Source organism: Flavobacterium sp. 270, assembly GCF_004368785.1.
Classification (GTDB): domain Bacteria; phylum Bacteroidota; class Bacteroidia; order Flavobacteriales; family Flavobacteriaceae; genus Flavobacterium.
The window spans coordinates 492,697-506,865 of sequence record NZ_SODM01000001.1 but is presented as its reverse complement, the minus strand read 5'-3'; the positions used below and the strand labels follow the sequence as shown (position 1 = coordinate 506,865).

Genomic DNA, 14,169 nt, shown 5'->3' with positions numbered 1-14,169 from the left:
TCATGATGAAACATATAAAAATTAAAAGATATATAGGAACCGCTTTGGCATCATTGTTCCTTGTGGGTTGCTCGGATATTTTAGAAGAAACCCCGCGTGCTATTTTTACACCAGATTATTTTTCAACTCCAGAAGGTGTAATGGGAGGTGTAACTTCTATGTATGGACATTTACGTTACATGTACGGCAACGGTTACTTTTTGAACGTTGGACAAATTGCGACCGACGAATCTACGTGGGGACAAAATTCTGATGGAAATGTCAAAAATCTGGATTTCTCTGGAGTTGGTACAATTGACCCTTCTACAAGTAATACAGGAGCGGTTTGGAACAATGCTTTTCCAAATATTAATACAGCAAGTGGTGTTATAGAAAATGCTTCTAAAATTCCAACAATTCCAAATTCATTAATTGCAGAAGCAAGATTCTTCAGAGCATTTGATTATTTTTTATTGGTGCAGACTTATGGCGGTGTTCCGTTAGATTTAGGAGCAGGAGAATTAAAATTTAACTCTTCTACAATGCGTTCTTCGGTACGTAATACGGTGCCGGAAGTATATAGTAAAGCGATTTTTCCAGATTTAATAAAAGCAGTTGCAGATCTTCCGGTTACGGGACGTGTAACTGGTGGTGTAACCAAAACAGTGGCAAGACTTTATTTGGCAAAAGCTTACTTAACCTTTGCATGGTGGTTAGAAAATCCAAACAGTATTCCGACGTATCCGGCTGCAGAGCGTGTGGATCCTGACGGACATAATGCTGCATGGTATTATCAACAAGCGTATGATGTCGCTGCAACAGCCATTTCAGATCCGGGTTCTTTTGGTTTGCAGCCTTCTTTTTATGATGTGAATGTTGCGACAAAAGACCGTAACAAAGAAATGCTTTTATATGCAGATCATACAGAATCAAGTTCAGTATATAATGGAGGAGATTTAAGTTACAGCGGCGGTGGTTTCAGTACCGATTATTTCGCGAGCTGGTTCGGACAATTTAATTATACGGGAGTTAGAAGTTCGTCTAGCGCTACAAGCTGGACAGCGGTGAGTTCTGTACAACGTGAAGCAGAACAACATTTAGGTCGTCCGTGGACAATGCTTGCACCGCCAATCGAAGTGTTTAAAAATACTTTTGCAGACAAAACAAACGATTCCCGTTACGACGGAACTTTTGTAACGGTTTACCGCGGTAACTGGGCAAAAGGAGGAATTACAAATGCTACATTATACAATGCGAATTATTTACCAATTAAAAACGGTGATCCGGTTTTGACATTCTTAAATACAGATACTCCGGGTATCAATTATGCAAACACCACTTTTAATAGTTCTGTAGGTGCAGGAGTTTTACCAGGAAGAGCAGATTTTGTAATTGAACCAAGTTTTTTCTCTAGAATTTGTTACCCAGGAAACTGGAAATTAGGTCCATATCGTACCGATAACGGAACAGGTTTAGGATCGCCAAACGGAAGTACTACACGTCCTTTCCCGATTGCTAAATTCTCTGAATTGTATTTTATTGCGGCAGAAGCAGCGGTAAAAGGAGCGACTACTCAAGGCGGAAAAAGCGCGAGAGATTTGGTAAATGTTATTCGTGCACGCGCCGGAAAATGGACTTTTGATAATAACGGAAACGTAGCAAAAGTACAAGACAACAGCGCAGCTATGACCGCAGCAACTCCTGCTGTTATTACGGTTGATTATATTTTGGCAGAACGTTCTCGTGAATATTTTGGCGAAGGATATCGCTGGTACGACTTAGCACGTACACAAAAATGGATTCAGTACGGTGCAGCATTTACAATAGCTGGAGCAACAAATCCAAATGACTGGAAAGATCATACGGTAAAAACATTTACGCGTACAATTGCAGCAACCAATTATCTGCGCCCAATTCCAACAACACAGCTTGATGGTATGGAAATCACGGCAGATGATAAAGCCAAATATCAAAATCCGGGTTATTAAAAATATTCAAAATGCACACATTTGTTTAAAATGAATGGTTGGTTTTTTTTAAGTTAGTTCAAAAAGTCGAAAGCTAGTCACTTTCGGCTTTTTGCTTTTAATAAAGGAAGGACAAGACTTTACGATATTAAAAGACAAATCGGCAATAGGAAAAAAAATCGTGAATTCGTGGCTAAAACTTTCCTTCAAAAGATCTAATTATTCTAAAAATTTAAATAAGTATTTATGCATTCAATAAAAAACAAAAATAAACTGGCACTATGTCTTTTAGTAGTACTGTCAGCCTTCAATTTTTTATCGGCACAAAATATTAATAGTGATAACGGAAACGGAACCTATACAAATCCTGTTATTCCGTTTGATTTTCCAGATGTAGATGTAATAAGAGTAGGCGATACCTATTACATGCTTTCTACCACTATGTTTGTTTTTCCCGGCGTACCATTACTTAAATCCAAAGACCTTGTTAATTGGGAATACTGTACCAATATTATAAAAAGAATGGATTACAGCCCGTGTTACAATCTCGATGGTTGTAATCGTTATGCGCACGGTCAGTGGGCAGGAACATTAAATTATCACGAAGACAAATTTTATGTAATGTTTAATACCCTCAATGAAGGAGCATTTTTGTGCACAGCCACAGATCCCGAAGGCGAATGGGAGATCAAAAGACTGGATAGAGGTTTTCATGACTGTGGTTTGTTTTTTGATGAAGACGGTAAAATTTATGTGGCTCATGGTTATAATAAAATATACATTACCGAACTAGACACTAATTTTAAAGCAGTTGGAGAAGATAAATTGGTTTATACCGGAGATCTTAGACCTGGATTAGAAGGTTCTCATGTATATAAATTAAATGGCTATTATTATTTATATTCCACTTATGGCGGGGCAGATGGTTTTCAGGTTGCTTTAAGATCTAAAAATATTTGGGGGCCGTATGAGCAAAAGATTGTATTGAATGAAACCGATCGAAAAAATGTAAATTTTGGAATTCATCAAGGCGCTTTGGTTCAGACACAGACAGGAGAATGGTGGACAATGTTATTTATTGATATTGGTCCATTAGGACGCGTTCCATCTTTACAGCCTGTAAAATGGGTTGATAACTGGCCAGTTGCTGGTATTGACGGCAAAGCAGTTACTACTTATAAAAAGCCAAATGTTGGAAAAACGTATCCGATACAATCGCTTCCTGTTTCAGACGAATTTAATACCGAAAAATTAGGCATGCAATGGGCCTGGAATCATAATCCTGATGATGAAAAATGGTCATTAAAAGTAAAAAAAGGATTTTTAAGACTTAAAACAGTAAAAACAGCTCCTAATTTTTTAAGTGCCTTAAATACTTTAACCCAAAGATCTTTTATAAAATACGATCAAAATAGTACCACAAATGCTGTCACAAAAGTAATTACCGACAATATGAAAGATGGTGATATTGCCGGTTTATGCGTGTTTCAGGATCCGTACGCTTATATTGGAGTACAGCAAAACGGTAGAGAAAAAGCTATTATAATGGTAAATAACGGAAAAGTTATCGCCACAGTTCCTATAAAAACTTCTGTTGTATATTTGAGAACCAGTGTGTCAAATTCAACCCAAAAAGCCACTTTTGAATACAGTTTTGATAATAAAAAATTTATTCGTTTTGGAGAAGAATTGACAATGAAATTCAGTTTGAAAATCTTTACAGGAAATAAATTCTGCCTTTTTAATTACACGACAAAAGCTGTTGGAGGTTATGTAGATTTTGATTGGTTCAGAGTCGATTGAAATTCTTTTATAACTAATGGAATTTAAAATTATTTATTTTAATTTTGAAAGAAGCCTTATCATTAAAATTAAAATAAAGTCCGTTTGAAATTACCATTATCTTATTACCTCAATCAAGATGTCCTTTTTTTAGCCAAAGATCTCTTAGGAAAAGTGCTTTATACCGAAGTAAAAGGCGAAATCACTGCCGGAATTATTGTAGAAACCGAAGCTTATTTTGGTGTTATCGATAAAGCTTCTCACGCATACGGCGACCGCAGAACTAATCGAACTGAAGTAATGTACAGTCAGGGCGGTGTTTCGTATGTTTATTTGTGTTATGGAATCCACAGTATGTTTAACGTGGTAACTTCTGTAGAAAACGAACCACACGCCATATTAATAAGAGCTGTTGAACCATTAATTGGAAAAGAAACCATAGAACGCAGAAGAAATATGCCCATAACCAAACCCGCAATTTCGTCTGGTCCGGGTTCTGCCGCAAAAGCTTTAGGAATCGGACTTTCATTCAATAAAAAAGATCTGGACGGCGAAGAAATCTGGATTGAAGATGAAGGCATTCGATACAACCCAGAAGACATAGCCGAAGTTCCCCGTGTAGGTATCGCTTACGCGGAAGAACATGCCCTTCTTCCGTGGCGCTTTTTTGTAAAAGGAAATAAATATGTGAGTAAGCCGAGTAAATTTTAGATTTTAGATTGTTGATTTTAGATTGTTGATTTTAGATTTTAGAATATAGAGCATAGAATATAGATTTTGGAGTTTAGAAATTTGATATTGTAATTGATATTGAATTTTGCAATTGATATTGACATTGAAACCTTTGGAATTTTAAAAATTGGAATTTAATTTTCCGTTGTAAAAACAAACATATCATTCTCCTTTATTGACATTTCCAGTAGATAGCTGCAGCCGTAAATTTGTGTTAGTTAAATACTAGCTTTTATAGTGCAACTAATTTTAAAATCTAATGGAAACAAAACCAGAAATAAATAAGAAAATAGTAATTCCTGTAATGGCTATTGCCGCAGGAATTTTGATTGCCAACGTTCATTACACACAGCCCATTCTAAAAGATATGGCAGAAGCGACTCATGTAACCGACGAAAAAATAGGAAAAGTGTACATGCTCGCACAGCTCGGATATGGTTTAGGAATGTTTTTCCTATTGCCTCTCGGAGATAAACTTCGAAGAAAAAATCTAACACTTATTCTTTGCGGCTTACTTTGTATAGCATTATTGCTAATGTCTGTAAGTACTTCTTATACGATGCTTTGCGTGCTGAGTTTCTTAATCGGAGTCTGTTCAACGCCGGCACAAATTATTCTTCCAATGGCAGCAATTGTCAGCGAAGACAAAGACAGAGGAAAAACAGTCGGAAAAGTATTTGGAGGAATCCTGGTCGGAATTTTAGGTTCACGTGTTATTAGCGGTCTAATAGGTTCTTTGTTAGGATGGAGATATGTTTTTATTCTTTCTGCCGGATTGGTATTCTTTGCGATTATCATTTTAAAATTATTCCTTCCCGATATAAAATCAACCTTCAAAGGAAATTATTTCTCCTTAATAAAATCAACGCTTTCGCTGATTCCTAAATTTTCAATATTAAGACAAACTGCAATATTAGGTGCTTTTACTTTCGGAATTTTTTGTTCGTTTTGGACAACGCTTACTTTTTATCTAAGCGGCGCACCGTTTAAATATGACTCAGGAACTATCGGTCTTTACGGTTTGGTTGCCATTGCAGGCGCATTAATCGCTCCATATTTCGGAAAATTGGCAGACAAAGGAAGTTCTTTTAAATCCTTATTATTAACTGTCGGATTAATTATCGTAAGTATTGTAATGATCAGAGTAATAAGAGATTCTGTAATTGTATTAGCAGTTAGCATATTACTGCTCGATATTGGCGTACAAGCTACACAAATTACCAATTTTGCAAGAGTTTACAGTCTTCCAAAAGAAATACACAATAGGCTCAATACCGTTTATATGACCAGCTATTTTATAGGTGGCGCAATAGGAACTTTTTTTGGATTACTAAGCTGGAAACTCGGAGGCTGGGGACTTTCGACAATTCAGATGCTCCTCTGGGGAGGTGGCGCTTTGTTTGTCGTCTTAATATCAGAATATCTGAGTAGAAAGAATATTAAAACAGAAAATTTAATTACAGTTAATAGTTCCAAACAAGAAGAGCGCTTATAAGCGCTCTTTTTTTATGAATATACTTTTAGTGAAATCATTATAAACTAAAAGTATATTTTTTAATTGGATGTAATTCAAAAAATATATTTTGACGCGGATTTAAACGGATTTTTTATAAATCTAAAAAAATCCGTTTAAATCCGCGTTTTTGCGGTAGCAAATCTGTTTCATCAGCGTTTAATTTATAAATTAAACCAACCAACGATTTATTTATATCTTTTTTATCATCGTAAGTATCATGCTGTGTTCTTCGACTATATTGGGATAATCAAGTTTATTTCTTTTGATTTCAACAAAACCTGACTTCTCGTATAAAGCTCTTGCAGCACTGCTTTCCATAACCATAAGCCATAAAACAGAACGTTGTTTTTCTTGTGTAAAATCAATTGAAAAGTTCATTACCATCTTTCCAATTCCTTTTCCTGTATGCCCCTTTAAAAGGTACAATTTATCCAATTCCATGCAATCTGATTTTGGATAAGATTCAACTGCAGCTTCCATCAGTTTAAAGAAACCTATGGCTTTTTCATCTTCATAAATTAAAAAGTAGAATACATCAGAAGCAGTAAGTTCTTTTTCAAAAAGTTCTTTATTATAAAACCTGTTTAAGTAAGATGTGCCGCCATCATGCCATAAATATTGATACGTATCATTATAAGATTGAATGGCAATTTGATGTAATAAATCAAGATGATTTTCTTCACATTTTTGTATCGTGACCAATTTTTGATTGTTGTTAGGTTGTTTAATAAGATGTAAAATTATAATAAATCTGTTTTTAATTTGCTATTTTTTTTGTCATTTCGACTGAAAGGAGAAATCGCACTAGTTTGTCGTCAAAGATTGTCGAGTTTAGTTTGTGATTTCTCCTTTCAGTCGAAATGACAAACAAAACGAAAAAAACCTTTGTCAAAGTTTAAACTTTGACAAAGGTTCACACATATAATCAAACAATAACAACTAAAATCTAACTTTAAACCTGAAACCTGAAACCTGAAACCTGAAACCTGAAACCTGAAACAAAAAACCTCTCAAGAAAACGCCTCATCAATAATTGCCAGCTGTTGTTTTTCATGCATTTTTGCATAACCTGTGGCAGTACTGCTGCTTTCTTTACGGGAAATTACATCCAGATTCAAATTGCTTTTACGTAGTTTGCGGTATAAGAAAGGCCATGCACCCATATTTTCCGGTTCTTCCTGAACCCAGATAAAATCCTTTGCGTTACTGTATTTAAGCATTAATTCTTCCATTTTTGCAAAAGGAGTAGGATAAAGCTGTTCGATACGAACTATGGCAATATCTTTTCGGGAATCTGCTTCTTGTCTTTCTAGTAAGTCATAATAAATTTTTCCAGTACAAAGCAGTACTTTTTTAACTTCGCTGGCAACAACAGCTTCATCATCAATTAATTCCATAAAATTCCCTTTTGTAAATTCTTCAATAGCAGAAACACATTTAGGATGACGAAGTAAACTTTTTGGAGTAAAAATGACAAGCGGTTTTCTAAAATTACGATGTTGCTGACGACGCAATACATGAAAGAAATTTGCCGGTGTTGTACAATTTACAACCTGAATATTATTCTCTGCACTCAACTCCAAAAAGCGTTCTACACGCGCAGAAGTATGTTCAGGACCTTGACCTTCATGACCGTGAGGAAGCAAAAGTACAAGACCATTTGGCACTTTCCATTTTGTTTCTGCACTCGCAATATATTGGTCAATAATAACTTGGGCTGTATTTACGAAATCACCAAATTGCGCTTCCCAAATTACCAAAGCCTGCGGATTTGTCATCGCATATCCGTATTCAAAACCCAGAACAGCATATTCAGAAAGCAGTGAATTATAGATTTCGAATTTTGCATTTGTTTCTAAAGCGTTTAGCGGAATGTATTCTTCACCAGTATCTTCCATACTTAAAACAGCATGTCGGTGCGAAAAAGTACCACGTTCCACATCTTCACCCGTAATACGAACATTGAAATTTTCTTTCAAAAGAGAACCATATGCAAGCTGTTCGCCCATAGCCCAGTCAAAAGTTTTGGTTTCGAGCATTTTTCTTTTCCCATCAAATAGCCTTTCTACTTTTTTAAGAAATTTTCCGTTTTCTGGTAATTTTGAAATTTTTTCTGTAATCTCAAGAATTTCATCCTCAGAAACTGTTGTATCTGCAATTGCGCTGATCGTTTCCTCAGTAGCAAATTCCATTCCTTTCCAATCATCAATAAAAACCGGTCTTTGTTCAGAAATGCCTTCCTGCGCTTTTGATTCTTCTAAAAGATTATCAAGTTTGGTTTTAAAATCATTTTCTATTGCCACAGCAAATTCTGGAGTAATGCTTTCTTCAGCAATTAATTTTCTATAATAAACTTCTTTTGGATTTGGATGAATGTCAATTGCATTGTACAACTGAGGTTGTGTAAATTTAGGTTCGTCACCTTCATTATGTCCATATTTTCGATAAGAAAGAATGTCAATAAAAACATCTTCGCCAAAAACCTGTCTGTATTCCATAGCCATTTGTAAAGCATAAGAAACCGCTTCAGAATCATCTCCATTTACGTGTAAAACAGGAGCAAGAACAATTTTGGCAAGGTCAGTACAATACGTACTAGAACGTGCATCTTTGTAATCTGTGGTAAAACCAACCTGATTATTAATGACAATATGTATGGTACCGCCGGTTTGATATCCTTCTAATTTAGACATTTGCAAAAGCTCATAAACAACGCCTTGTCCTGCAAGCGCAGCATCACCGTGAATGGTAATAGGAACCACTTTTGACGCTTTTCCGTTATAATGTTTATCAATTTTTGCGCGTGCCTGTCCTTGTACCACGGGCGCAACAGTTTCCAGATGCGAAGGATTTGGACTCAGGTTTATGCGTACTTTTTTACCGCTCAGAGTTTCAACATCATTCGTATAACCAAGATGATATTTTACGTCGCCCGCATAACGATCATTTGGGTCGTAGCTTTTTCCTAAAAATTCAGAAAAGATTTCTTTATAGTTTTTACGAATGGTATTCGCCAAAACATTTAATCTTCCGCGGTGTCCCATCCCAATTATAAATTCTTCTGCGCCAAGATCGACACCTTTTTGAATCATAAATTCTAAACCAGGAATAAGCGATTCTGTTCCTTCCAGAGAAAAACGTTTTTGTCCGACAAACTTTGTATGAAGAAAATTTTCAAAAGCAACCGCCTGATTTAATTTGGTAAGAATGATCTTTTTTTCATCAATACTAAATTCCGGCGTATTCCTGTTGGTTTCCATTTTTTGCTGCAACCATTTTAATTTTTCAGGATCACGCATGTATTTGTATTCTACACCAATAGACTGGCAATACGTTTGTTCCAGCATCGCTATAATTGAGCCTAAACTCGCATTCGGAAGTCCAATTTCGCTTCCGGCAAGAAACGGTTCGTCTAAATCTTCAGGTTCTAAACTAAACTCTTTTAAAGAAAGATTCGGAAAATGCTGTCTGCGTTCCCGTACTGGGTTGGTATTAGCAAATAAATGGCCGCGATTGCGATAAGAATTTATTAAATTACTCACCTTCATTTCTTTGGCAAGATTTGCAGTAATGTCCTGATCTGTATTTGGGAGATCATTTTTATAAGGTTTAATAGAAATTCCAAGGTCAAAACCCTGAAAAAATTGCTGCCATTCTGGTTCTACAGTAGATTCATTTTCTCTGTATTTGGCATAGAGATAATTGATATAATCTGCATTTTCTCTATTTAAATAATTTGGATTATTCATGATATTGTAAATTTTAATTGTATTATAAGTAACTGCAAAAGCAGTGTTAGTGTCTTGATATTTAATCTGATAATTCGGTACTGATAAAAATATCGCCCGTAAGAAGGTTATGAACTGTAGATTCTGATGCGGCCTGAAGTAAGCGTTTCTTTTGTTCTTTAGAAAGAGCACCGTGAAGTGCAATTTCTTTTTTCATACTAATGGCATTATGGCTTTTGCCTTTTGTCATTATAACCCTAACTTCGGCGCCATCAAGAGGCCAGTTTCGGTTATCCGCAAAAGCCCTCAAAAGATAAACCGTACAGCTTGCCAGAGAGGCCAAAAGAAAAGACTGAGGCGTCATTCCCAAATCTTTACCGCCATTTGTAACCGATTCATCTGCAAGTACAGAATGACCGTCAGATTGAATCAGCATTTTGTATTTTTCTTTCCCTATACTTGCGCATACGCAGTCCATAGAATTTATAGCAGTGTTTTCCATTATTTCAACATTTTGTAATTAAAAACAATCAAAAAGAGTCTTGTTTTTTTCTAATCTCACCGCTATAACTGGTTCTATTCTTACCAGTTACAGCCGATCGAAAAGAATATTATCTCCATACAAAAGAACAAAGAGGTACGGTGTTAAATAACTAAATGAGCAGGAAATAATAATAGTGTAAAGGTCTCACTATCTCGGCTGTTGAGCCATGTCAAAAAAGAAGTTTTATATGTCCGTTTTTGTAAACTGAACTCGATATTCTACAGGAGAAATTCCGGTAAGCTTTTTAAAAAATTTACTGAATTGAAATTGATCAGAAAAATTGAGTGCAGCTGCAATTTCCTTTATGCTCGTTGGGTCGAACTGAAGTTGTCGTTTGGCCGAAATTAAAGCGCGGTCTTCAATAAGGCTTTTAGGATTACGGCTATTATATTCCCGGCATATAGAAGCCAGTTTTCGGGTTGTAATGTGCAGTTTATCCGCGTAATAAAGTACATCGCGATAAACAGTGTACTCTTTTTCGAGAAGGTCTAGAAACTGCTGAAAAAGCAGATAATCATTTTTGTTAGCGTGAGGCGAAGGCAAAGCCACAGTACGCTGAAAGTTGCTGATACGGATCAAAAGAATTTTAAGATACGATGCCATGATATCTTCTTTTCCTTGAAAATCAGGACGATTAGATTCTTTTAAAATATCTTCCATAACATGGGTAATATCTGATGCATCTTCTGATGAAAGCTGTAAATGAACATTAATCAATAAATGATTAAAAAGTGAGGTTTTAAAACTATGCACACTTGCCAAAGCTTCTTCCCAATACACGTCTTTAAATAGGAGAATATAACCTTGTATATTTTCTACATTTTCATAATAATGTGTTTGTCCTTCAGAGACCAGAAACAGATCATTTCCAGACATATTAAAGCAGATATTGTCAATACAATGACTGCCTTTTGCATCAGGAAACCACATAATTTGGTAGTGATTGTGGCGATGGGGTTTGTTGGTTACAGGAAAATTGGTGGGATGATACAGAATATGAAATTGATCTTTAGTGATAATGTTAGTCTTAACATGGTCAACGCGAGGTATTTCACTATTTTTTTTCATTATCAAAAGTTTCCTTAGTAAAGATAAGAATTAATTAAGAACAGATTATTTTCTTCGGATTAAAAATTTAAAGATATTCTCTTTTAGAAAGGCAAATATAGTTGCTTCAAAAATTTTAATGCATGTCAGAAAAGGGAAAAAGTATGTCATAATCAGAATGCAATTATGCATGAATTTGAATAATTTTTTGATGCAGGTATTCGTAAAACGTTTATAATTATTGAATTAAAAACAAAATGAATTCATCAAAGAGAAATTAAAGCAAACTTATTGAGCAATTTGAATTTATTTCTGTAATGAAAATTTGGCTAACTTTGATTGGAGCGAATTTTTAACGCGGATGACGCAGATTTGCTATCGCAAAAACGCGGATAAAAACGGATTTTATTTGTTATTAAAATGAAAAAAATCTGTGTAAATCCGCGTCTTCGCTTGCGAATTCGTTTAATCCGTGTTCTAACTAAAATGTATTAAATGAAAACCTTTTCACTTTCAAGACATAGCAGACTTTTCGCCGTACCGGATCACAATAAAGACTACCTTTTTGTAGATTCCAGCGATCAGCCGTACCACGAAGAACCTTATCGTGCAGAAAGTTATGCGCTTGCTTATATAAAAGAAGGTTCGGTAAAACTGAATGCAGGTCTAACGGTTACAGACGTTGTCGCGCCTGCCATTATTACGTTAGGACCATCTGTAATTCGGTATTTTACCAAAAACAGTGATGCTCTCAAAATGGACGTTATTTTCTTTAAAGATTCCTTTTTGTTAGAACGTTACGCCGATCTTTTTTTTCTTTTTAAATACGATTTCTTCGGAAATAACGGCCTTCATGTTTTGCCTTTAAAAGATAATTATTTCATTAAAATCAATAAAATATACGAGCTTATCCAACAGACTCAGGAAGGCAGTAATTATTATAAAGACGAGTTAATACGAAACTATATTTTTGCTTTGGTTTATGAGATCGACGGCTATTATCGCGAGCTTACATTAGAAGCTTCGTCTTCTTTAAACGGACATCCGTTATTTGCAAAATTCAGACAGTTATTAAGTGTGAATTATATGAAAGAGCACAAACTGGATTTCTACGCTGATCTTCTTTTTCTGACTCCAAAATCGCTTTCGGCCGCAATTAAGAAACATACAGGAAGATCTGCCGGAAAATGGATTGATGATGCTATTATTTTGGAAGCCAAAGTTTTACTTCAAAACAAAACGCTGACGGTATTGCAGATTAGCGAAATGCTTAATTTTTCAGATCAATCTGTATTTGGTAAATTTTTCCGAACCAATACCAATATGTCGCCAATCGAATATCGAAGAAAACTCAATTAAATGTAAATTTCTATTTTTGTTAATATTCGGCTATTTCGACGAATAATGACGGTATTTTGCCTATTCTACAACTAGCTTTTGGCGGAACTTTGTCTAGTGAAACTTTAATGAGTTTTAATTATGACAACTTTAGAAATTTACCTTAAGCCAGACGAAAAAGGCAAAGGTTTTGACCAATTAATTTGGTCTTTAGTATTCGCTCTGGCGATGCTATTTTTTTTAGCAAATCCGTTTACCACAACCGCACAAATTGCTCCAGAAAATAGTTATAAATTGACGCTGACGGAGGCAATACAATTTGCAAAAAAACAAAACAAATGGGTTAAAGCAGTAGGAATTGAAGAAATGGCTGTCGCCGAAGATCGCAAAGATGTACAAAACGCAGCATTGCCAAGTATTACTGTTGGTAGTTCTTATCAGCGGTTTTCTGATGTAACCTTATTTTCAGATGGACTCAGCCATGCTGCTACGAGTCCCAGAAAACCAACCGCAACAGTTGGAGCTTTGGGCGTAGATGCTTTATTTACTATTTATGGAGGCGGTAAACATCGTGCTTTACAAGCGGAACAAAATTTGAGATTAAACCTTGCCAAACTCAACTCTCAGGATTTATCTGGAAATATAAGTTTGCAGACTGCGAGCCAATATCTTGATTTGGTACGGTTTAATGAGCAACAGAAATTTATTCTGGATCAGGTAAAAAGAGCACAAACCCGACTGAACAATATCAACTCACTTTACAAAAATCAAAAAGTGACCAAAAGTGATGTTTTACGGGCTGAAGTAGCATTATCTAACGCCGAACTTTCGTTAATGCAAAATGAAAACGACATTGCAATTTCCAATCAAAAATTAGACGTTTTAATAAATGTTCCAGATTCTGTTATGATTTTCCCTGCTGATTCTGCCGGAATGGCTAAACCAGAAATTGGTTCTCTGATGCCGTATATTGAGACTGCGGGAATTTCTTCTTTTTCGATACAAAAAGCAGCAAAAAATGTCGAGATACAGCGTGCCAGACTTAGAGGCATTCAAAGTAATAATTTACCAAGTTTAAGCTTTTACAGTAATTATGGTTTTAATTATCCGTATGCTGCAATCAATCAGACGTATGCAGTTGGTTTTGTTGGCTTAAAACTGCAATACAGCATCTCTTCATTATACCAAAACAACAATAAAGTTGCGGCGGGAAAACTTCGTGTAAATGAACTCGAAGTGCAACAAGATGCGCATCGCGATGATGTTCAGGCAGAAATTACTTCTTTTTATATCAAATATGGCGAAGCACTCAAAAGAATTACCGTCAATGAGCGGTCGGTTGAGCAGGCGAGTGTCAATTATAAAATTGTAAATACCAAATACTTAAACCAATTGTCTTTACTAACCGATTTACTTGATGCTGACAACTTATATCAGGAATCCAGATTTCATCTCGTACAGGCACAAACAGATGCATTGGTAATCTATTACCGCATCTTATACACAAGTGGAAACTTATAACCAAAACAATTAGAA

The 14,169-nt window shown here is 35.5% G+C and carries 10 protein-coding genes; 6 read left to right on the top strand and 4 right to left on the bottom strand.

Going from position 1 to position 14,169, the window contains the following annotated elements:
- The first annotated feature begins 5 nt into the window (after positions 1 to 5).
- From EV144_RS02205 to EV144_RS02190, 4 genes are all read left to right on the top strand, one after another.
- On the top strand, positions 6 to 1,967 hold the full coding sequence (locus EV144_RS02205) for a RagB/SusD family nutrient uptake outer membrane protein (RefSeq protein ID WP_134145747.1): 1,962 nt from the start codon (positions 6 to 8) through the stop codon (positions 1,965 to 1,967).
- 225 nt (positions 1,968 to 2,192) lie between these two features.
- Positions 2,193 to 3,749, top strand: coding sequence for a glycoside hydrolase 43 family protein (locus EV144_RS02200; protein ID WP_134145745.1), 1,557 nt, complete (start codon positions 2,193 to 2,195; stop codon positions 3,747 to 3,749).
- A gap of 84 nt (positions 3,750 to 3,833) precedes the next feature.
- On the top strand, positions 3,834 to 4,439 hold the full coding sequence (locus EV144_RS02195; RefSeq protein WP_134145743.1) for a DNA-3-methyladenine glycosylase: 606 nt from the start codon (positions 3,834 to 3,836) through the stop codon (positions 4,437 to 4,439).
- Positions 4,440 to 4,719: 280 nt separating this feature from the next.
- Complete coding sequence (locus tag EV144_RS02190) at positions 4,720 to 5,955, top strand: MFS transporter (protein WP_134145741.1); 1,236 nt, start codon at positions 4,720 to 4,722, stop codon at positions 5,953 to 5,955.
- A gap of 210 nt (positions 5,956 to 6,165) precedes the next feature.
- Here the strand turns inward: EV144_RS02190 and EV144_RS02185 are convergent, their stop codons facing one another.
- The 4 genes from EV144_RS02185 to EV144_RS02170 all read right to left on the bottom strand — a co-directional run bounded on the left by EV144_RS02185 (position 6,166) and on the right by EV144_RS02170 (position 11,316).
- Positions 6,166 to 6,678 (bottom strand): GNAT family N-acetyltransferase, encoded by a 513-nt coding sequence (locus tag EV144_RS02185; protein WP_166670527.1) that lies wholly within the window; start codon positions 6,676 to 6,678, stop codon positions 6,166 to 6,168.
- A 308-nt stretch (positions 6,679 to 6,986) separates the two neighbouring features.
- Positions 6,987 to 9,725, bottom strand: a complete 2,739-nt coding sequence (locus EV144_RS02180; RefSeq protein WP_134145737.1) for a 2-oxoglutarate dehydrogenase E1 component — start codon at positions 9,723 to 9,725, stop codon at positions 6,987 to 6,989.
- 61 nt (positions 9,726 to 9,786) lie between these two features.
- Entirely contained in the window at positions 9,787 to 10,206 is a 420-nt protein-coding gene (locus tag EV144_RS02175) for an OsmC family protein (RefSeq protein ID WP_134145735.1), read from the bottom strand.
- 225 nt (positions 10,207 to 10,431) lie between these two features.
- Positions 10,432 to 11,316 (bottom strand): AraC family transcriptional regulator, encoded by an 885-nt coding sequence (locus EV144_RS02170; protein ID WP_134145733.1) that lies wholly within the window; start codon positions 11,314 to 11,316, stop codon positions 10,432 to 10,434.
- A 474-nt stretch (positions 11,317 to 11,790) separates the two neighbouring features.
- On the opposite strand from EV144_RS02170, the gene EV144_RS02165 reads away from it, so the two are divergent.
- On the top strand, positions 11,791 to 12,654 hold the full coding sequence (locus EV144_RS02165) for a helix-turn-helix domain-containing protein (protein ID WP_134145731.1): 864 nt from the start codon (positions 11,791 to 11,793) through the stop codon (positions 12,652 to 12,654).
- Positions 12,655 to 12,774: 120 nt separating this feature from the next.
- The gene (locus tag EV144_RS02160) at positions 12,775 to 14,154 is read left to right on the top strand and encodes a TolC family protein (protein WP_208326830.1); all 1,380 of its coding nucleotides are present in this window, start codon (positions 12,775 to 12,777) and stop codon (positions 14,152 to 14,154) included.
- Positions 14,155 to 14,169 lie beyond the last annotated feature (15 nt).